Annotated in this window: 20 protein-coding genes; 6 read left to right on the forward strand and 14 right to left on the reverse strand. The window is 35.3% G+C overall.

The window, feature by feature from the left end; translation table 11 throughout:
* The first annotated feature begins 40 nt into the window (after positions 1-40).
* From ACXVWP_RS04100 to ACXVWP_RS04110, 3 genes are all read left to right on the forward strand, one after another.
* A complete protein-coding gene (locus tag ACXVWP_RS04100; RefSeq protein WP_297569357.1) occupies positions 41-826 on the forward strand; it encodes a substrate-binding domain-containing protein in 786 nt (261 codons plus the stop codon).
* Positions 827-1,300: 474 nt separating this feature from the next.
* The gene (locus tag ACXVWP_RS04105) at positions 1,301-2,278 is read left to right on the forward strand and encodes a FecCD family ABC transporter permease (protein WP_297569354.1); all 978 of its coding nucleotides are present in this window, start codon (positions 1,301-1,303) and stop codon (positions 2,276-2,278) included.
* Positions 2,271-3,002 (forward strand): ABC transporter ATP-binding protein, encoded by a 732-nt coding sequence (locus tag ACXVWP_RS04110; RefSeq protein ID WP_297569351.1) that lies wholly within the window; start codon positions 2,271-2,273, stop codon positions 3,000-3,002. The genes ACXVWP_RS04105 and ACXVWP_RS04110 overlap by 8 nt, the downstream gene beginning before the upstream one ends.
* A 46-nt stretch (positions 3,003-3,048) precedes the next feature.
* Here the strand turns inward: ACXVWP_RS04110 and ndk are convergent, their stop codons facing one another.
* From ndk to glnA, 13 genes are all read right to left on the reverse strand, one after another.
* On the reverse strand, positions 3,049-3,468 hold the full coding sequence (gene ndk, locus ACXVWP_RS04115) for a nucleoside-diphosphate kinase (RefSeq protein WP_295651090.1): 420 nt from the start codon (positions 3,466-3,468) through the stop codon (positions 3,049-3,051).
* Between the two features lie 10 nt (positions 3,469-3,478).
* A complete protein-coding gene (gene pepB / locus ACXVWP_RS04120) occupies positions 3,479-4,780 on the reverse strand; it encodes an aminopeptidase PepB (RefSeq protein ID WP_297569348.1) in 1,302 nt (433 codons plus the stop codon).
* Between the two features lie 18 nt (positions 4,781-4,798).
* Positions 4,799-5,806, reverse strand: coding sequence for a dTDP-glucose 4,6-dehydratase (rfbB, locus tag ACXVWP_RS04125; RefSeq protein WP_297569346.1), 1,008 nt, complete (start codon positions 5,804-5,806; stop codon positions 4,799-4,801).
* Between the two features lie 71 nt (positions 5,807-5,877).
* Positions 5,878-7,299 carry an undecaprenyl-phosphate galactose phosphotransferase WbaP gene (gene wbaP, locus ACXVWP_RS04130; RefSeq protein WP_369866733.1) on the reverse strand — a complete coding sequence of 474 codons (1,422 nt, stop codon included), beginning with the start codon at positions 7,297-7,299 and terminating at the stop codon, positions 5,878-5,880.
* Positions 7,300-7,304: 5 nt separating this feature from the next.
* Complete coding sequence (locus ACXVWP_RS04135) at positions 7,305-8,288, reverse strand: glycosyltransferase family 4 protein (RefSeq protein WP_297569340.1); 984 nt, start codon at positions 8,286-8,288, stop codon at positions 7,305-7,307.
* Positions 8,289-8,359: 71 nt separating this feature from the next.
* Positions 8,360-9,112, reverse strand: coding sequence for a glycosyltransferase family 2 protein (locus ACXVWP_RS04140; protein WP_297569338.1), 753 nt, complete (start codon positions 9,110-9,112; stop codon positions 8,360-8,362).
* An 18-nt stretch (positions 9,113-9,130) separates the two neighbouring features.
* Complete coding sequence (locus tag ACXVWP_RS04145) at positions 9,131-10,186, reverse strand: NAD-dependent epimerase/dehydratase family protein (protein WP_297569335.1); 1,056 nt, start codon at positions 10,184-10,186, stop codon at positions 9,131-9,133.
* Positions 10,186-10,914 (reverse strand): 2-C-methyl-D-erythritol 4-phosphate cytidylyltransferase, encoded by a 729-nt coding sequence (gene ispD, locus ACXVWP_RS04150; protein WP_297569332.1) that lies wholly within the window; start codon positions 10,912-10,914, stop codon positions 10,186-10,188. The genes ACXVWP_RS04145 and ispD overlap by 1 nt, the downstream gene beginning before the upstream one ends.
* Before the next feature lie 9 nt (positions 10,915-10,923).
* Complete coding sequence (locus ACXVWP_RS04155) at positions 10,924-12,375, reverse strand: flippase (RefSeq protein ID WP_369866734.1); 1,452 nt, start codon at positions 12,373-12,375, stop codon at positions 10,924-10,926.
* A gap of 3 nt (positions 12,376-12,378) precedes the next feature.
* On the reverse strand, positions 12,379-13,530 hold the full coding sequence (locus ACXVWP_RS04160) for a hypothetical protein (RefSeq protein ID WP_369866735.1): 1,152 nt from the start codon (positions 13,528-13,530) through the stop codon (positions 12,379-12,381).
* Between the two features lie 46 nt (positions 13,531-13,576).
* The gene (locus ACXVWP_RS04165; RefSeq protein ID WP_297568169.1) at positions 13,577-14,386 is read right to left on the reverse strand and encodes a LicD family protein; all 810 of its coding nucleotides are present in this window, start codon (positions 14,384-14,386) and stop codon (positions 13,577-13,579) included.
* Between the two features lie 21 nt (positions 14,387-14,407).
* Complete coding sequence (locus ACXVWP_RS04170; protein ID WP_297568171.1) at positions 14,408-15,553, reverse strand: LPS O-antigen chain length determinant protein WzzB; 1,146 nt, start codon at positions 15,551-15,553, stop codon at positions 14,408-14,410.
* A gap of 185 nt (positions 15,554-15,738) precedes the next feature.
* Positions 15,739-17,157, reverse strand: a complete 1,419-nt coding sequence (gene glnA, locus ACXVWP_RS04175) for a glutamate--ammonia ligase (RefSeq protein WP_005695276.1) — start codon at positions 17,155-17,157, stop codon at positions 15,739-15,741.
* 248 nt (positions 17,158-17,405) lie between these two features.
* Here glnA and typA point away from each other — a divergent pair, with 248 nt between their 5' ends.
* Entirely contained in the window at positions 17,406-19,256 is a 1,851-nt protein-coding gene (typA, locus tag ACXVWP_RS04180; RefSeq protein WP_289902199.1) for a translational GTPase TypA, read from the forward strand.
* 83 nt (positions 19,257-19,339) lie between these two features.
* On the opposite strand, the gene rdgC is transcribed toward typA, so the two are convergent.
* A complete protein-coding gene (gene rdgC / locus ACXVWP_RS04185; RefSeq protein ID WP_289902198.1) occupies positions 19,340-20,251 on the reverse strand; it encodes a recombination-associated protein RdgC in 912 nt (303 codons plus the stop codon).
* Positions 20,252-20,319: 68 nt separating this feature from the next.
* Between rdgC and proC the strand changes: the two genes are divergently transcribed.
* Positions 20,320-21,135, forward strand: coding sequence for a pyrroline-5-carboxylate reductase (proC, locus tag ACXVWP_RS04190; protein WP_289902241.1), 816 nt, complete (start codon positions 20,320-20,322; stop codon positions 21,133-21,135).
* A complete protein-coding gene (locus ACXVWP_RS04195) occupies positions 21,135-22,295 on the forward strand; it encodes a 3-phenylpropionate MFS transporter (RefSeq protein ID WP_289902197.1) in 1,161 nt (386 codons plus the stop codon). Before proC ends, ACXVWP_RS04195 begins: the two co-directional genes overlap by 1 nt.
* Position 22,296: the final 1 nt, after the last annotated feature.

Genomic DNA, 22,296 nt, shown 5'->3' on the forward strand with positions numbered 1-22,296 from the left:
CCTTTTTACATTCTTGATGGCGTAGCGTATCATTATCTATATGCAAAAAACTCGCTTAATTTTAACCGCACTTTTCCTTCCGTTTACCGCTCAGTCTTCGGAACAATTTGTCTCACTTACGCTTTGCAGTGACAGACTGCTTATCGAACTGGCTGAACCTTCGCAAATTGCTGCACAGTCACCTTATTCGAAAAATCCGTTGATGATGTTAGACAAAATCAATACCAACAAACCTGTGCTGGAACCCCAATTAACGGAATTATTGCCCTATTTGGATAAAACCATTCTGATTAATGAAACCTTTTATCCACAATTAGTCGCAGAACTGAAAAAACTCGGTGTGAAGATTATCCCCATTAACGACAGCCCGCAAACGCCTGATGAATTATTTGCGCTGATTCTAGACTTAGGCAAGCAACTGGGTAATGAGCAAAAGGCGGCTGATTTAGTAACAAAACTCAAATCACAAAACTTTCACTTAAATCGACCGCTTACCGATACGCTGATTTTATCGGAAACAGGCGTAGTGGAAAGTTACTATCCGCAATATCCTGTGCTGTTAAATTTACTCGGATTAACGCCACTAAAAACACCACTTACCGCACAAAATTTCTCATTAGAAAAAGTGATTTTAAGCCAACCGAATGTACTGATTTCTCTGACTGACAAACAAGGTTACAATGCACAAGCTGAGTTACTGCACCACCCTATGTTGCAAGATTTTTTCAAAAACCAACCGCTTGTCAGCATCCCGATGAAATATACCTATTGCTTCGATCACGGTGTGTGGCAAGGTGCGGAGAAGATTTATCAACAGTTAAAATAATGTAGCTGACAAATCTCCCCTAACCCCTCTTTGCTAAAGAGGGGGAATTTCATTATTAAATTAACCCTAGATGACATATTTATATGTCTTTATGTATAAATGATTAGAATAAAACATCAGAATTATAAATCCCGACACTATAATCCCTTTCCTCTTTACTGAAGAGAGGAATTTCATGATTAAATTAACCAAAAATGACGAATTTACAGTCTTTATGTATAAATAATTAGAAGAAAACATCAGAATTATAAAGCTTGACACTATAATCCCACTCTCTCTACTAAAGAGAGAAATTGCATGATTAGATTAGCCCAAGATAATGTATTTACAGCTTTTATGTATAAATGATTAGAATAAAACATCAGAATTATAAATCCCTACACTATAATCCCCCTCTTTAGCAAAGAGGGGTTAGGGGAGATTTGACAAAATAAAATTAACAAATGATATTTGGATTACATAGGAAATTGATCATTGACCAAAACACTAAAATTAAATACCGCACTTTTCTTCGCGTTGCTGTTGATTAGCGGATTTGCAGTTTATCATCAGCTCGGTGATTTCGCGCATCTCAAAAATGCGGATGGCGTACTCACCGATATGCGTTCAATGGTGCTGTGGGATATTCGTTTTCCGCGCATTGGTTTAGCTTTATTGACAGGCGCTAGCCTAGCAATAGCGGGCAATGCGATGCAAGGTATTTTCCAAAACCCATTAGCGAGTCCAGGCTTACTCGGCAGTAGCGCTGGGGCAACAGCCGCTAGTGTATTTATCCTCTATTATTTTGCCGTGCCATTTTCACTGCTCTTAGCCGGTGGTGTGATTGGTGCGCTTTTAAGCTTTTTAATCGTGTATTTGATTGCTAAAAACTACGGCACCACGATGATGATTCTAAGCGGGCTAGCGGTCAATATGTTACTTGGTTCAGCAATTGCATTACTGCTATCCAACGCAGAAAGCCCATGGGCATTAGCTGAACTTTATCGTTGGCTACAAGGCTCGTTGATGTGGGCGAAATTAGATACCCTGCTTATTTCACTCCCGATTGTTCTGGCAGGGGTTTTCTGCTTATACCACACTCGTCGATACTTAGATTTACTCACCTTTGGTGAAGAAACTGCGAGCACCATGGGCGTAGATCCGAAACGTAGCTTTTTCATCAGCACCTTTGGTGTGGCCTTATTAGTCGGTGCAACCATTCCACAAACCGGTACCATCGGTTTTATCGGCTTAATCGCGCCACACTTCGCCCGTATTTTACTGAAAGCACGTCCATCGCAACTTTACCTTACGAGTGCGTTAATCGGGGCATTATTGCTGTTACTGGCCGATTTAGCCATTTTATATATCCCGCTGTTCTCACATATTTACATCGGCACATTGACTGCACTTATCGGTGCACCTTGCTTGATTTGGATGTTATTAACGCAACAGAGAAAAATCTATGATTAGAATTGAAAAACTCACCCAATCTTATTGCTTAAATGATATCTACTGTACGCTTCCATCAGGTAAATTGATTGGCATTATGGGTGCCAATGGGGCGGGAAAATCCACCTTATTGAAAACCATTGCGGGTATCCTGCCCCTCAAACAAGGGGAGGTTTGGTTTGATGATCAGCCATTAAGTAAGATGAACGCAACCGAAAAAAGCCAACACATTGCTTACCTTGCACAAAATACGCAAATTCATTGGGATTTATCCGTTTATGATGTGATTGCATTAGGTTTAGCTGCGACCTTACCAAAAGAAAAAGAGCGGTCAAAAATTCAAGCGTTTTCAGAAAAATTTGCCGTAACCCATTTACTCGACAAACCTTTCCAACAACTTTCTGGAGGCGAAAAAGCACGTGTACAACTCGCCCGCTGCTGCATTAAAGAATCTCCTGTTTTATTGGTCGATGAGCCGATTGCACCACTCGACCCTTATTATCAAATTGATATGATGGAACAACTTCAATCACTCACACCACAACATACGTGTGTTGTTGCCATTCATCACCTTTCATTGGCTTATCAATTTTGTGATGAAATTGTTCTATTAGATAAAGGAAAATTGTTAGCTGTAGGTGAAACGCAAGCTGTGTTAAATGCAGAGAATTTGGCAAAAGCCTTTCATATTCGGGCTGAAATTGATCCACTGAAAAAGACTATCTCAAAAATTGAAAAGCAATAAAATAAAAGCACTTAGCGATTCACTAAGTGCTTTTTATCGAAATGAATTATGGTTGGATTTCTGAATCTACGAAGAAATAAGCAATTTCTCGTTTTGCGCTTTCAACGCTATCAGAACCATGGACTGAGTTTTCTCGCTGACTTAACGCGAAGTCTTTGCGGATAGTACCCTCTGCTGCCTCAGCCGGATTCGTTGCGCCAATCAAAGTGCGGTAATCTTTTACGGCATTTTCTTTTTCCAATACAGAAACCACTATCGGGCCAGAGAGCATATACTCCACCAACGGTTCAAAAAATGGTTTACCTTGGTGTTCCGCATAGAAACCTTCCGCTTGTTCTTTGGTTAATTGCACCATTTTAAGCGCAACGACACGGAATCCTTGTGATTCAAAACGCCCTAAAATAGCACCAATTAAATGACGCTTTACTGCATCAGGTTTGATAATTGAAAAAGTACGTTCTGTCATAAAATCCTACTTAACTTGCTTTCGTTACTAATAAATTTGCTAAAGTTTTCACACCAATTCCGGTTGCGCCCACCGCCCATAAATCACTACCAGATTTACGATAAGTGGCCGAACAATCAATATGCAACCAACGTTGTTGATAGTTCTTCACAAAATACGATAAAAATGCCGTTGCAGTACTTGCGCCAGCGACAACCGGCGCTGTACCTGTATTTGCAATATCCGCAAAAGAAGAGGTAATTTGGCTACGATGAAATTCTTCAAAAGGCAAACGCCAGAACGGTTCATTTTCTTCTTTGGCAGCTTGGAATAAGCTATTTACTAACGCATCATCCATAGAAAGCACGCTGTGGTAATCATTACCTACTGCTACTTTCGCCGCACCGGTTAAAGTTGCACAATCTACGATAAATTGTGGATTTTGACTATCGGCTTCAATTAAACCGTCTGCTAATACTAAACGTCCTTCTGCATCAGTATTTAGAATTTCAGCTGTTACACCATTTTTATACGTGATGATATCACCCAGTTTGAATGCATTACCGCTCACCAAGTTTTCCGCACAGCATAGATAGAGTTTTACTCGTTGATTTAAACCGTGTGCAATAGCAAATCCTAATGCACCCGTTAATAACGCTGCGCCGCCCATATCAGTACGCATAGTGCTCATGCCATCACTTGGTTTGATGCTATAACCGCCACTATCAAAAGTAATACCTTTACCAACCAAGCACGCTAATACTGGCGCATTTGAGTCATTAGTCGGGTTAAAATCTAATTGCAACATAGCGGGCGGATTAATAGAACCACGACCCACAGTAAAGATCCCGTGGTAATCTTGCTCTTTTAACGCTTCACCAGAAATAATCTGAAAACTGACCGCACTTTTATCGGCATAATTTTCGGCTTGTTTAGAAATAAACTCAGCCGCGCGTTCTGCTAATTTAACTGGCGTGAGTGTTTCGGCTGGTTCATTAATAATTCCACGTACAAAATCACCACATTCAATACGCGCTAATAACTCATCTTGCGGCTCATCATCTAAATGAGGAAATTCAATCGAATAATCTTGCTTCGCCGAGTAAAAACCTTGATAAAATACCCAGCAATTTTCTAACTCCCATGTATCCCCTACAAGTTCAACATCTTTAATACCTTGCCCACGTAATTTACGTGCCGCTTTTTGCACTAAAACAAGATTTGATTTTTCATCATCTTTAAGATGAATCACGGCTTGATCTTGATTAAAACTTAAAATGGCATTTTTACCCCAACTCTCCGAAGCGGGAGTCGTTGATAGTGTAATTTGCATGTGGTTCTTCTCCTTTATTTATCTATTATTCTCTAGGTACCATTTTACCGTCTGACGAAGTCCTTGTTCAAAGGTTATTTGTGGTTGCCAACCTAATTCTGCATGAATTTTAGAACAATCCAATGAATATCGCACATCGTGGCCAGGTCGGTCTTTTACAAAAGTCATTAAATCTTCGTAATACTTAATGTGATTAGGCTTATTTAGCGCAAGTTCTTCGAGTAATTGGCAAATTGTTTTAACCACTTCAAGGTTTGTTTTTTCACAATTTCCACCGATATTATAGTTTTCTCCGACTCGACCTTTTGTTAAAACTAAATATAAAGCTTGAACATGATCTTCCATAAATAACCAATCACGAATTTGCTGCCCATCACCATAAATTGGCAAAGGCTTTCCCTCTATCGCATTTGAAATCATTAAAGGAATGAGTTTTTCAGCATGTTGATAAGCTCCATAGTTATTGGAACTGTTTGTGATAATCACCGGCAAACCATAAGTACGATGCCAAGCCTGTACCAAATGATCACTTGCTGCTTTTGAGGCAGAATAAGGACTACTCGGATGATAAGGGGAATGTTCAGTAAAGGCGGGATCAGAAAGGGATAAATCCCCATACACTTCATCAGTAGAAATATGATGGAATCGAAAGGCTGATTTCTTATCCTCATCTAAGGTATGCCAATAATTCTTAGCAACCTCTAACAACGTATAAGTACCAACAATATTGGTTTGAATAAAATCAGTAGCTCCCGTAATAGAACGATCAACATGACTTTCTGCTGCCAAATGCATCACCGCATCTGGCTGATATTTTTCGAAAACGCTTTCTATTGCCTTAAGATCACAAATATCAACTTGCTCAAAAGTATAACGAGGATTATTTTCTACCTCTTTCAAAGCTGATTGATTTGCCGCATAGGTCAGTTTATCAATATTGATAACAGAATCTTGAGTATGGCTAATGATATATCGAATAAGGGCAGAACCGATGAAGCCAGAACCGCCGGTGATTAAAACATTCATTTTGTTGGGTTAAAAAATTTGAGATAATGCAAATAGAAGAAATCTCACTTTAGAAATAATTAAATAAAACATCAATAAGCACCATCTCGTTTTAAAACTACATTTACAGTTTTAAACAAAATGGCAATATCATTCCAAAGTGACCAATTTTTTACATACCAAGAATCAAAATAAACGCGAGTATTATAATCTACATCATTACGCCCGCTTACTTGCCATAACCCTGTCATTCCTGGTTTAGCCATAAGGTAATACTCAACATCATCCTGATAACGTTCTAGCTCATCAGCTACAATTGGGCGAGGCCCAACTAAACTCATTTCACCTTTTAAAACATTAAATAATTGAGGTAATTCATCTAAACTTGTCTTGCGAATAAAGGCACCGATTTTAGTAATGCGAGGGTCATTCTTTAATTTAAAATCTTTTTCCCATTCAGCTCTAGCTTCAGGATCTGTTCTTAGCAATTCATCTAGCACTTCTTTAGAGTTCACAACCATTGATCTAAATTTCAAACAGTTAAATGTTTTTCCATTACGACCAATTCGAGGATGTCCATAAATTGCATTACCGCCATCTTTTTTTACTGAAAAATAAAGATAAAGCAATACTGGAGAAAGTAAAGTAATAATAGTTAAAGAACCAACAATATCCATTGTTCTTTTCATAATTCGTGATGATCTTTTAGCTAAGTTATTGTTTATTCTCATAAACAACATTTCATGGCTAAACAAAAGAGACATATCTGTTCCGTATAATGGAATACCAGATATATTAGGAATAACTGAGATTGAACGGCAATTATTTTTTGCTAGATATCTTAACCAAGCATATAATTTATCTTCATCATTTAAAGCAAGAACAAACTGAACGGTTTCTTTATCTAAGGATAAATACGAAATTACATCCAAATCATCAGACATAACTTCCACTTGCCCTGTTTCTTTATTAATTATTAAGTTAGGAGAAATAATATATTTAATATCGAACCCTAGATAGGATTCTGTGATTAATGCTCGATAAACTTCTCTTAACTTTTCTCCATCGCCAATAATAATAGTTTCTTTTATATAAATTCCCCACTTTAGCAAGAGTTTTTTCATTGAAACTCTAGCTATTGGGAATAGAATAAAAATGATTAACCAAGTAAATACCCAAAATGTTCGGGAAACATAGAGTTTAGAGAGCGCAACAATGGCAAGTTCGATGATAAAGAAGATGATTAGTGTTCGAATCACTTCCTTTAATTCAAACCAGAAGGGCTTACGGTAAGTATAATGTCTTAATCGCAACCAGAACCAAGAAACACAACAAAGTGACATAACCAAATGAATATAAATATATTCATCTGATTGTTCGCTAGGAAAATAATTATGCCCTGCTCCAAAGAAGTTAAGCAGTGGGAAAATTAATAAAATAGGTAAAAATAAAGATAAAAAATCGCTACCTAACAGGATTATTTTACTTACAGTAATTTGAGTCCATCTATTCATAATTATTATATCTCTAATAGTTTTCTCCACTTATCTAAGATGCTGCCAGATGTATATTTTTCTGAAGCTATCTTAGCATTTATAGAATAACTAGCTCTCAACTCAGGATCTAATATTAATTTTTTTATGGCTGATGCAAGAGCATCTATATCTCCATTCTCAACTAAGATACCATTATCGTTGGCTATAATTTCTTTTGGTCCACAAGGACAATCAAAAGATACTATGGGTAGTCCAAAAGAAATAGCTTCAACTAACACCATTGGTAAACCTTCGTAAAGTGAAGACATAACAAGAAATGAAGATGAGCGATATATTTCACTCATATTTGAAGATGTTCCCTTTAAATAAAGGCTTTTTATATTATTATCTTTTATAAATTTTTCTAGTTCAGCTTTTAGTTCCCCATCTCCCCATATCTCAAGACTCCACTCTTGTGAAATATCTTTTTGTATTCTGGACCACGCTGTCATTAAAGCCTTAAAATTTTTCTGTTCCGTTAATCTACCTATTGCTATTATTTTTTTACTAGATATATCATATTTATTATTTATACCTTCATAAGGTGAAATATTAGGTATAACTTTAATTTTATTTTTATTTACAGGGTAAGAAATTGCATCACTTTCAGTTAAACAGACTAAGTTATCAAATTTATGGTAAAGAAACCTTATTAGAATCTTCAGGTACCATTTTCTACTCAAAAAACTAACATGTTCTAAAGAAATAAATCTAGCATTCCCTTTTAATAAAGTCGACATAATGAGAGACAATCTCCCCATATTATGAAAAATAACATATGAAGGTTTTTCTTTAGATATGAAGCATTGAAGATAATTTCTAAACTCAAATGCATTTACATCTACTTTATTCCATTTTATATTATCACATAGTTCATAGGCTGGTTTTGCATCTATACGATCACGAGAGAAAATATAAATATCCCCCCCCCAAAATTTAGAAAAGAGATTAGCCAACAAAACAGCCACTCTTTCAGTTCCTCCCTTGTTAGAAAGAGAGTTGATCACAAAAAACAAATTCATAATACAACACTTATTTTTTACATCTTATGTTTTAAAAAAGCATTAAATGCATAATTAACAAAACAATACAATGATTTTATTAAACCAAGTTTTTCATAATTAAAATAAATATTAAATGTCCACAAAGCACTTTTAATTTTATTTGAGGATACGCTAGCTCTCCCAATTCGAACATGAGAGTCTATACTATGGCTATATAAGAAAGACTTCTTAGTTATTTTTAAACAATCTAAGAAAAAAGCATAATCTTCATGCTTTACCTGTGGGAAACGAATATTTTTTATTACATCCCTGTTAATTAAAACAGTCATTATTTTAAATTGATTTCCTTTTAATAAAATGTCATAATCAACAAACTCACTTGTAGTAATTTTTTTAATTATATTACCAGATAAATCACTAAAGCTATAACAACCATGAGTCATTATTAAGTTATTTGCTAACATATACTGAATTTGTCTTTCCAATTTATTTTTATCAATGAAATCATCGCTATCTAAAAATGTCACATACTCTCCTTTAGCTTTATCTAAGCCAATATTTCTTGCAATTGCCGGCCCATTATTTTTTCCTGAAAATAATAATATTACCCTTGAATCAACTAACATTATATCTTTTACAATATCAACACTAGTATCTGTTGAGCCATCATCAATAATAATAAGTTCTATATTTTTATAAGTCTGATTGAGACATGAATATATTGCTTCTTTTAAATACTTTTCCGAATTATACATCGGCATAATAATACTTATAAGAGGAGTGTTCATTATTTACCTTTAATAAAATTAATACTGAAAATTATTGAATAACCAACTTTTTATCATTCTTTTAAACATATTTTCTAGATCGACTAAAGGTTCCCAACCTAAAGACTTAAGTTTATTTGAATTTAATTTTAACTTAACATCAGGGGCATAACCTAAATTATTTAAATTATCAGGAATACAAACTTCCACTTTAATTTTATTATGAGCGATTTTATCCGCGACCATTTTTGCCATATTTAAAATAGTACTATGATTGCGTGCGACATTATAACTTTGACCTTTCGCACCTCTTTGTAGAAGTAGAAAAATGCCATAGACAGCATCAATAGTGTAGCAATAGTTCCCTTCAGAGTGCCCCGTTGTATGTAGAATAATATCGGAATTATTAACCGCACTTTTAGCGAACTGTGCAAATACGCGATTATCTGAAAAGGATACACCCGCACCAAAAGTTTGTGCTAATCTTGCGCTACATACGTTTAAGCCATATTGTGCTACGTAAGCATTACATAACGCTTCACAAACACGCTTACTCTCAGGGTAACAACTACGAGGCTTACTCAAATCAATGTAGCCCAATTTTTCTTCGGTAACATCGTTATATCCATCGCTAACTTGTCCATAGTATTCCATTGAAGATATGTATACCATTTTACAAGTCGGATTATATTTTACATACTGCAATAGATTTTTGGTACTTTCGAATGCGGTTAGTAACACACCAGACGGATTTTCAACCATTTCTTTTGAAGCGGTAATGCTTGCAGTATGTATAATAAAATCTACTGCTGTATCAAGTTGAATAGGGGTAAGTAAACTATCAGTAACAAACCTCAGATTTTTATCTGGAAAATCACAAAAAATATCTTTTGCTTTTTCTAAACTTCTCACACTTGCTAAAATTGTGATATGACAATCTAGCATTTGATTGGCATATAACATACTTTTCACAATTAAAGAACCTATAAGCCCTGTTGCACCAGTAACAAGCACTGTTGAATGATTAAATGTACCTGTTTTAAAAATTTTATTAGCAACAAAAGCCAGATCTTCTTGTAGTACTAAATCTTTCATTATTTTTTCTCATCACCGCGTTTAAAACCATAAAGCTGCTCATCTTCTTCTAATGAGAACATTGCTTTTGCCAAATAAAAATCTTCTTGTGTGGTAATTTTAATATTTTCAGAACCACACTCTACAATATTTAAATCTAATTCCGGAAAATAATGTTTTACAATCGCTGATGAATCAACGAAGGAAAAATCATTATCTTCAATTGCTTTTTGATGAGCTGATTTTAATAGCTCGACATCAAAAGTTTGAGGTGCTCTAGCCATATAAGATACTTCGCGTTTAAGTACACCATTAATTTTATTATCTTCAACCGATACAAGTGTTTCTTTGGCTTTAACACAAGTAATGGCTATTTTTTTCTTTTTAGCCAATTCAATATTGGCTTTTATAAGTTGATTTGTAATAAATGGTCTCACCCCATCGTGAATTAATACAATACCATTCTTGACTTCTCTCAGCCCATTATAAATAGATTGCTGACCTGTTTCTCCTCCGGAAACCACTTTTTTTACTTTTGTAATATGGTATTGATTTAACAAATCCAGAAGGTATTCTTCCCATCCTTTTAAAATAACTACTACAATTTCATTAATTTCATTACAGTATTCAAAAACTTCTAAGGTATGAATAATCACAGGTTTACCATAAATTTTCAAAAATTGTTTTGGTAGAACTTTAGAATTCATGCGAGATCCAGTTCCCCCTGCAAAAATAACAGCTGAATTCATAATAATCTCCTAATTTTTTATTAACCTTGCTCTAATTTGATTTAAAACTGAATAAATAAAAGGCTCTTTTAATAATAACAACACACTAAAATAACATATAAAAAACAAAGTTGAATTTATGATAAAAACAACATATTCATTATAATTTAACACTATATTCAACCATATAGACAAACCCGTAGATAATATTAAAGATGTAATGATTTTTAAGTAGCTAATATTAGAAAATAATATTCTAGAAAATGTTCTTAAAATATAGATTTGATAAACTAAAATGCTTACTTCGGCTATCATAACAGAGATTGCCGCACCAACAGCAGCATACCTTGGGATAAGCAATAAATTAAGAACCATATTTATAACAGCAGCAATAACAACTGAGTAACACAAATATTTTTCTTTTTTCAATGGAATAAGCATTTGTATACCAGTTAAGTTAGATAAGCCAACTATAAAAATTATTATAGATAAAATTTGTAGTGGCAAAATAGAACCATAATAAGAAGAACCAGCCAAAATTAAGACGGCTTGCTTCGCAAATAAAATACAAAAAACGACTAAAGGAAAAGATAAAATAAAGATAAATTGAGTCGATTTTGATACTATATCATTAAATTTATCTTGCATGTTATTTTCAATATAAAAACTCAACCGAGGTAATAAAACAGCACCTAAAGAAGTAATAATACTAACCATCACATCTCTTATACGATAAGCCGCATTATAATAACCAACCTCTTCATTTCCGTGAATAAATCCAAGTAATGCAACACTAACATTTACATAAAAAGCAACAGCAATAGTAGTTATAAAAAAGGTCATCATTGGTCTAAGGTGACGTTTAAAATTATAATTATTAAAATATTTAATTGAGATTAAATTATGAAGATTATATAAATTAACAATACCAGAACCAACAGTAGCAAAGATAATAATGAAGGCATAAATAGTATAATCTTCCGAATCATTAACAAAAGTAAATGTTAATACAAAGGCGATAACTTTGAAGATAATTGAACGAATCGTTATGTAAAAATATTGCTCAACCCCCTTATAGAGCCATTCCACACTAATAATAGAAAACAAAATATTTAATCCAGAAATGAAAAACAGTGTCTTTTCTGTATTTAATTCTGGAATAAGCATAATTCCAAGAAAATAAAAAACATATATAAAACTCATCAACACTATATTAATGCATAATATTTCTTGTACAACTTTTGATAATTCTTCTTTATTATCTCGAACCTGTGCACAAGCTCTAATGCCATAATTCGCTACACCAAAGGCTGCAAAAATACTAAAGTAGGAAACAATAGAATAAGCAAAAGCCACCTTACCAGTCCCTATTGGGCTTAAAACTCTTGACACATAAGGAAATGTAATCAACGGAAACAAAAAATTTGAAACTGTTAACAACATATTCATTATAAAATTAAATTTAACAGAATGTATTTTCATAGATTATTTAAATAAATTATCCCGATATTTCTCTAGCCCATAATATCCTAAACAAAGTAAAAAAGGATTAAATTCAGGAGACATTAATTGCGGATCGGTTATAGAGTGAACAAAAAGAAATATTAGTACCAATCCAAAATATTTCTCATTTTTTAAGACAATCCTACCACCAATTCTTGTATAAGAAATAATTACTAAGGAAAATATAATTACTCCATAAACAATAAGCAAATGAGCATAAGCTGAATCTATATAGAAAAATTTATTCTCTTTTGTGACATTCAACATTGTCACAAACTCAACTAAGCTACCAAAAGGTTTTATACCATAAAGTTCAAATCCACGATGCCCTAATTCTAATCTACCACTGAGAGTATGATTAAGGTTTGCCATCCAATCTATTAAAGGATCATAAACATATTGAAAATATATTGCTATTCCTGCGAATAAAATAAAACCATATGTTGTTAATAACTTATAAAGCCTTCCTATAAAAAATGTAGAATATTCAACATTTACATACTTAATAAAAAAAGTTGAAAAACAAATAGCTATAACTAGCAAAAAAACTGCTCTTGTATCAGTAAATGAATAAATTGGATAATTCAACAATAAAATAAATAGTAACTCACACAAAGTTATTCTTTCTTTTCTCAGAAAAATCCAACATAGAACAATATGAAAGAAATAATTTGGAACAAAAGTTGGAAATCTATACCCCAATAAATATCTATATGTCCCATCACTACGAAATAAATCTAAAGTGCTTTCAGGATAAAGATTAAATAAATAAGTAAATAAGACAAAAAGCCCACCAGCAGCACTAGCCAATAAGAAAACCTTAACAATTGATGAGAAATGAATATTGCGGCACAGAATTATAAATAAATATACTGATACACCTTGCTTAAAATGAAAAAAACCTATAAAAAATACTATCGTAATAAAAATATCAAAAAATGAAGAATAATTTATTTTATAACTAATAAGTAGATAGAAACACAATACCAACATTACACCGACATTAAATAATTTTGGTAATAGTTCTCTATCAAATAATGTAAAATATTGACTTCCACCTATATGGATAAAAAAAACCCACAAAAAATAAGCAAAAAGAAATACTTTTCTTGATTCTTTTTGAGCAATAACCATTAAACTTCCCTACAAAAAATTCAACTTAATCAAACATTAAAGGAAATTAATTTTCATTAAACCAAACTTTCATACTATGTGTAATTTGTTTTTCTTTTGGGGGCAAACTCATATAATCACCATATAAACTTTTAAGATAAGAATCCCAACAACCAAAAGTATAGAACTCACGTCCTTCAAACTCCACCAAAGCAGAATTTTCAACTTCTGATTTTAGCATTCTTTCCGAAACGCCATATAAACCAAAAGAAACTGCTCCTATATATTTTGATGACTCATAATCATAAATCATTGATAATTTATTCAGATTCTTAATAGCCCTTTCTTTTCCATATAATATAGATATAGGCTTTAATATATATTTAGCATATTTTTTTAAAATACTATTTCCCTCCCCAAGCTTTGCATCACATAATTTAATTATTGTTCTATATCTTTTAGCTTTCTTATAAATCTTTTCAACTAAAATATTATCTTCCGGTAATCCATCCATAGGCATAATATCAACCCATAAGTGCTTTGACATTTCGCCATCAATAAATTGAGATTCTACAAATATATCCTTATTTATTAATTTTCCATAAGGGAATTGACAACCCGAATCACTAAAAAACAAAAACTCATATTTGTCATCATTTAAACTTTTACTAATCTCAACTAATTTCACATAATCATTTCTAGGCATAGCTACATCTATATCATCATCCCAAGGGATAAAGCCTTTATGTCTAATTGCTCCCAATAATGTCCCGCCAGATAAATAATATTTCAAATTATATTCTTTACATATTTCTACAAATTTATGAAGAATATCTAACTCTTTTAGCTGAATTTCTCTTTTACTTAAATATTTCATTTTATTTCTCAATATTATACTTTAATTTTTATTTTTTGCTCTTGATAAAATAAAAGCACTAATCAATACATATAAAGATGCTAAAACACTTCCCAAAAAACCACCTGCAACAATTAGAATTAGACGCTTTGGCCAATCTCGTTTTACAGGATAATCCGGCGAACTTAAATAATAATACGATTTTACCTCTTGAACAGATTCTAATTGTGGTGCTAACTGTGTTAATTTAGCAAGCTGTCTTTCTGTGCTGTAATAGTTTGTTGGGTAAACAATAGGACTATTTTTAGCAATATCCAATTGTGCCTGTAAATATTTCTCTCCCAACATAAATAGGTAGGTTCCATCAGCTAATTTAGAGTCAGAGATATTTAAACGTCCCTCACCTAACATATATTCAGGCACCGATAAACTATTTGTATTTGCTTTAGAAAAGTCTGTAATACCTGCCTTTTTAGCTATATTCAACGCATTAGTTAAATTCTCTATTTGAACCTTTTTAGCCTCAGTTAAGCTTTCTTCAATTTGCAATTTAGTAAACTTTAAAGCATCTAAGCGTAAATTAAACCCTAGCTTAAATTCTTTATTAGTTTGATTTAAGACATATTTATTCACAAAATTAATATAATCAATCAATACTGATTGAGCTAATTTAGGCGTTTCAGCTGAAAAAGTAAGCTTTAATCCAATTTTATCTAATTCAGTCAAATCCTTCTTCTTTGGATCAACTTCATGAACTACGAGATAGTTTGAAATTGCAGTCTCAATGTAATTATCTCTTTGTTCATCTGTCATTTCTTTAGTGTAATCTTTAACTAAAGTCGATTGTGACAAAAACTCTCTTTTTAAATCGCTTGATAAAAGAAAATGTTTAAATTGTTCATAAAGAGAATTTGATAATTTACCAGTTGAAAATTCACTATCACCCACAATACGAGCATATTCTGCACGCACAGGCAAAAGACTTCCTAAATCAGTTGAGCGGGGAGCAGCAACAATAGCTGTAGATGTCCATTGCTCTTTAGCTGTAAAGGCATAGCCTGCTGCGATGATAGTAAAAACGAAAGCAGACAAAATAATCCATAGTTTTTTCTTCCATAAGGTTCTTATTAATTCAATTAAGTCAACCTCATCAGTTTCATTTATTTTTTGCGAATAAACATTAGCCATCATCAATTCCTTTAAGTACTTCGATATGTTATAGACTACCTCATTTTACCTAAATTCCCCTACTCTAACAAGGGAACTAATCTCTACTCCATTTTATACTTCATTTATGTTAATAATAAAATAAAAAGGTATCATCAAAATTTGATAATACCTTTTATAAATAGAATCAGTTAATTATACGTGCACTAGGCATAATACATCTCAAACTCAACCGGATGTGGTGTCATATTTAAACGTTCTACTTCTTTACGTTTAATATTAATAAATGCTTCGATAAAATCTTTCGTAAACACACCACCTTGCGTTAAGAACTCATAGTCTTTTTCTAATGAATTCAACGCTTCTTCTAGCGAGCTCGCGACTGCTGGAATATCTTTTAATTCTTCTGGTGGAAGATCATAAAGATTTTTATCCATTGCATCACCTGGATGAATTTTGTTCACCACGCCATCAAGACCTGCCATTAATAATGCAGCGAAAGCCAGATATGGGTTTGCCATTGGATCTGGGAAACGCGCTTCAATACGGATTGCTTTCGGACTAGTTACTGCTGGAATACGAATTGACGCAGAACGGTTACTTGCCGAGTAAGCCAATAATACTGGTGCTTCAAAACCAGGTACTAAACGTTTGTATGAGTTAGTACTTGGGTTGGTAAACGCATTTAATGCTTTAGCATGCTTAATGATACCGCCGATGTAATAAAGCGCGGTTTCAGAAAGGCCTGCATACTTATCACCTTGGAAAATGTTTTTGCCATCTTTGCTTAATGACATATTACAGTGCATGCCTGAACCATTATCACCCGTAATTGGTTTCGGCATAAAGCAAGCGGTTTTACCATGTTCTAATGCAACGTTTTGCACCACATATTTATAGATTTGTGTTTCATCTGCTTTTAAGGTTAAGCTATTGAATTTCGTTGCAATTTCGTTTTGACCTGCTGTTGCCACTTCATGGTGATGAGCTTCGATGACTAAGCCCATTTCTTCTAAAATTAAACACATTTCAGAACGAATATCATGAGCTGTATCAATTGGTGCCACCGCACAATAACCACCTTTCTTCAATGGACGATAAGCATTGTTACCGCCTTCATATTTTTTATTGGTGTTCCAAGCGGCTTCAATGTCATCAATGGCGAAAGAAGCACGATTCATTGATACATCAAAACGCACATCATCAAATAAGAAGAACTCAGGTTCTGGACCAAAGAATGCCTGATCTGCAACACCTGTTGAACGCATATAGTTTTCCGCACGAATAGCGATTGAACGCGGATCACGATCATAGCTTTGCATGGTTGTTGGCTCGTAAACGCTACAACGAATTGAAAGTGTTGGGATCTGCGCAAATGGATCGACTACTGCAGTTTCAGCAATTGGCATTAAAAGCATATCGGCTTTGTTAATGGTTTTCCAACCTTCAACAGAAGAGCCATCGAACATTTTGCCATCTTCAAACATATCTTCATCGACAAGGCTAACCGGGATGGAAACACCGTGTTCTTTACCTTTAATGTCGGTGAAACGAAGTAGCACGAACTTAATATCGTTCTCTTCGATCAGTTTGAATACGTTGGCAATTGCATTTGCATTTGGCATAAGGAGTCCTCTATTTTGCTATGTGTATAATCTTTAATAAAATTAAAAGAGCATTATAACGCAATCGCTTGCTTTTTTCATAAGATTTATTTTATGTCCTGGCATAGCAGAGCAGCGAAATATCGTGTATAATTTTTGCCCTTTCGAGATTCTCGTAGAGTGAGTTTACTCACTAATTCAAACTACTTGGACTATTCGGTGGCATTAAAATTCCACCCTACAAAACTTAAACTTTAAGAACGTAATAAATGAAAAACGACATTGATATTAATAAATTGCGTAATATCGCAATTATCGCTCACGTTGACCATGGTAAAACCACCCTCGTTGACAAACTCCTTCAACAATCTGGTACATTTGAATCAACTCGTGGTGATGTTGATGAACGCGTAATGGACTCAAACGATCTTGAAAAAGAACGTGGTATTACCATTCTTGCAAAAAATACCGCAATTAACTGGAATGGTTATCGCATTAACATCGTAGATACCCCAGGACACGCCGACTTCGGTGGTGAAGTAGAACGTGTACTTTCTATGGTGGATTCTGTACTTTTAGTGGTAGATGCTTTTGACGGTCCAATGCCACAAACGCGTTTCGTGACACAAAAAGCCTTTGCTCACGGTTTAAAACCAATCGTAGTTATCAACAAAGTTGACCGTCCTGGTGCACGTCCTGATTGGGTGGTGGATCAAGTTTTCGATTTATTCGTTAACCTTGGTGCAACCGATGAGCAATTAGACTTCCCTATTATCTATGCTTCAGCATTAAATGGTGTAGCTGGTCTTGAACACGAAGATTTAGCGGAAGACATGACCCCATTATTTGAAGCGATTGTTCAACACGTTGAACCGCCAAAAGTGGAACTTGATGCCCCATTCCAAATGCAAATTTCCCAATTAGACTATAACAGCTATGTGGGTGTTATCGGTATCGGCCGTATCAAACGTGGATCAATCAAACCAAATCAACCTGTAACGATCATTGATGGCGAAGGTAAAACTCGTCAAGGCCGTGTCGGTCAAGTATTAGGTCACCTTGGTTTACAACGTTATGAAGAAGATGTTGCTTATGCGGGCGACATCATTGCGATTACCGGTTTAGGTGAATTAAATATTTCTGACACCCTTTGTGATATCAATGCGGTTGAAGCCTTACCTTCATTAACCGTTGATGAACCAACCGTAACCATGTTCTTCTGTGTAAATACTTCACCGTTTGCGGGTCAAGAAGGTAAATACGTGACTTCTCGTCAAATTCTTGAACGTTTAAACAAAGAATTAGTTCACAACGTGGCATTACGTGTAGAAGAAACACCAAATCCAGATGAATTCCGTGTTTCTGGTCGTGGCGAATTACACCTTTCTGTATTAATTGAAAATATGCGTCGCGAAGGTTACGAGCTTGCGGTTTCTCGTCCTAAAGTAATCTACCGTGAAATCAACGGCAAAAAACAAGAGCCTTATGAGCAAGTAACTATCGACGTAGAAGAACAACATCAAGGTTCTGTTATGGAAGCATTAGGTATTCGTAAAGGTGAAGTTCGTGACATGATGCCGGATGGCAAAGGTCGTGTACGTTTAGAATACATCATCCCAAGCCGTGGCTTAATCGGTTTCCGCGGTGAATTCATGACCATGACATCAGGTACCGGTTTACTTTACTCTAGTTTCGATCACTACGATGACATCAAACCAGGTGAAATCGGTCAACGTAAAAACGGTGTATTAATTTCTAACGCAACCGGTAAAGCATTAGCTTATGCGCTATTTGGTTTACAAGAGCGTGGCAAATTACTGATCGAAGCCAACGTAGAAGTTTACGAAGGTCAAATCATCGGTATTCACAGCCGCACAAACGACTTAACCGTAAACTGTTTACAAGGTAAAAAACTCACCAATATGCGTGCGTCAGGTAAAGATGATGCCATCGTCTTAACTACACCGGTGAAATTATCCCTTGAACAAGCCATCGAATTTATCGATGACGACGAGTTAGTGGAAGTCACACCTGAATCGATCCGTATCCGTAAAAAACTCTTAACGGAAAACGATCGTAAACGTGCAAACCGTACGACAACCAGTACGAGTACACACTAATTAAAAACGTGCGGAAATTTGACCGCACTTTTAAACAAACAAAAGGCGAACATGATGTTCGCCTTTTTTATTTTATGATTAAACTAACCTAATCTGACTTTCTCGCCACCGAATTCATCGAGTAAATTTTCGGTCAGTTTAGATAAAATACCTGTCATTAATACAAAATCAGCATCAAAGCGTTGCGCATAGTCTTCTTTTAAAATATCGGCATTTTTCTCACGCACCGCATCAGCAAATTTTAAACGTTTGAGCGTGCAATCTTCATTAAATACAAAAGTCAGCGTATCTTCCCATTCCAATGCGAGCTTGCTCACCACTTTTTTGCCATCTTGTAAAAGCGCTAAGATCTCCTCATTTTCCAAAGGCTGTTTCTTACAACGGATCACACTGTCTTCTTGGCTTCCACGCAGTTCAGCCTCTTCTAACGCCACCAACCAATGCGGAATTTTTTCCTGCACAATCCAATCCGTTAAAATGGTCGAAGGTTCATTCGCAAAAGCCAACGGCACAACCGGTAACGAACCAAGTGATTTACGTAATAATGCTAAGGCATCTTCTGCACGTTTACTGGATGCCGCATCAACATGAACAAGGTTATTTTCGGTATCAATCCACACGGCAGTTTGCTGATTTTTACTGAACGCACGCGGCAATAAATTCATCACCACATCATCTTTTAACGTTTGTTTTTCCGTTTTCTTCAATTTACGGTTTTCTTTTTGCTCAAGGCTTTCAATGCGTTCATCTAATTCACGTTTCACCACATTCGCCGGCAACATTTTCTCTTCTTTTTTCGCAACCAATAAAATGTGTTTACCGACAGAAAAATGCAATAATTCGCTGCCTTTCAAGGGATTCGTCCAACCGAATTTGCTTTGATCTTGTGAGCCACAAGGATGAAATTCACAATCTGACAACTGGCGTTGCAATTCATTAAGATCCCAATCTAGAGGCTTAGTCAGCCTATATGTCATTAAATTTTTAAACCACATCGTAACACTTCCTTCATAATAGGGTAAAATACACAGCATTGTAGCCCATAAACTCACGGGAAAAAATGATGCAACAGAAATTAATTGCCTTCATCGGCGGTGGCAATATGGCACAAGCCATTGTGTTAGGCCTATTAAAACAAGGTTATCCAGCCGATAAAATTATCGTTAATGATCCTAATGAAGAAAAACGTGCTTTTTTTGCTCAATATGGCATTTCCGTTTCGACTGACAACGAGCAATCCATCACACAATCTCAAGTAGTCTTATTTGCGGTTAAGCCACAAGTCCTCGCTGATGTTTGCAAGCCATTAAGTGCGGTTGATTTTTCTAACAAATTAATCATTTCTATTGCTGCGGGGATTTCGACCATCCGATTAGCCGAATTCATCCCAACAGCAAAATCCATTGTTCGTGTCATGCCAAACACGCCTGCATTAGTAGGTGAAGGAATGGCTGGCTTATTTGCCGATAAAAACACGCCTGAAACTGACCGCACTTTTGCGGAAGATTTGCTTTCTGCGGTCGGACAAACCACTTGGGTGGAGAATGAAGATCAAATGCATGCAGTCACTGCCGCATCTGGTAGTAGCCCTGCTTACTTCTTCCAATTTTTAGAGGCTATGCAACAAGGCTTAATAGAAATGGGCTTAGATGAAAAGCAAGCTCGTGAGTTGGTACAACAAGCCATGTTAGGCTCGGCGAAGTTGGTGATTGAAAATCCTCAAACTGCCCTTTCCACTTTACGAGAAAATGTCACCTCAAAAGGCGGTACCACCGCAGCCGCATTAAATGTGTTCAATCAACATCAATTTAACGACATCATTAAACAAGCGATGCAAGCCTGCGTGGCACGCTCACAAGAAATGGAAAAATTATTCTAATGCAAGTTCGTCCTTTTACTTGGCTCACCCTGAGCTTTTTTGGTTACTATTGTGCCTACGGTGTGTTTCTTCCCCTTTTCCCTGCGTGGTTGAAAACACAATCTTATAGTGAAGAAAGCATCGGTTTATTGCTGGCCTGTGGTTATATTTTCCGTTTTAGTGGCAGTATTTTATTTTCTGGCTTGATAAAACGCGTTTCTCTTTTAGTGAATGGCTTACGTTACTTAGCTGTTGCCAGCGCTGTCACCATGGCGTTAATCGGGCTCATGTCGCATAATTTTTGGTTATTATTTATTGGACTTGCCTTGTATTCCATGGTGAATGCGGCTGGCATGCCGATTGGTGATAGCCTCGCTAGCACGTGGCAACAACAAATTCATTTAGATTACGGCAAAGTACGCTTAATTGGCTCCTTTGCATTTGTTGTTGGTGTGATGGTGTTTGGGTATTTAGCGGGGATGATTGGTGAGCAATACATCACATGGATGATTACGGGAATCCTTATTTTCTATAGCATTGTGCAATTACTTCATCCCAATCCAATGCCACAAGATGAGCCACAAAGTGCGGTCGAAAATTCTGTTGGATTTTTAGGCTTACTCAAAAATAAAACGACACTTCGTTTATTTATCGCTATTGCACTGATTCAAGGATCACATGCCGCTTATTACTCATACAGCACTATCTTCTGGACAAGCCACGGTCATTCTGTTTCCGATGCGGGCTTATTTTGGGGAATTAGCGTATTAGTAGAAATTGTCGTCTTTTTCTTCTCCACCCGATTATTCAAAAATTGGAGCATTACGGCCCTTTTCTATCTCACTGGCATCGCTGCTATCGTACGTTGGCTTGCTTTCGGTTATGCCGACACCTTTGTTGAAATCGTTCTATTGCAATGTTTTCACAGCCTCACTTATGTGGCGGGGCATTACGCAACAGTGCGTTATATCACGACTCAACCACAAAACCATATTGCAAAATTACAAGGTTTATACAATGCTTTAGCGGGATGTGCAGCCATTGCTATTTTCACTGCACTTTCTGGCGTACTTTATCCAATTTCTCCAGTTTATGCTTTCAGCTTAATGGCTGCTTTTGCATTCATTGGTTTATTTATCACTCCGCGTGGCGTGAAAGCCTTTTTGGTACATAGAGTGTAAA

It is taken from the genome of Haemophilus sp. SZY H56 (assembly GCF_054332415.1).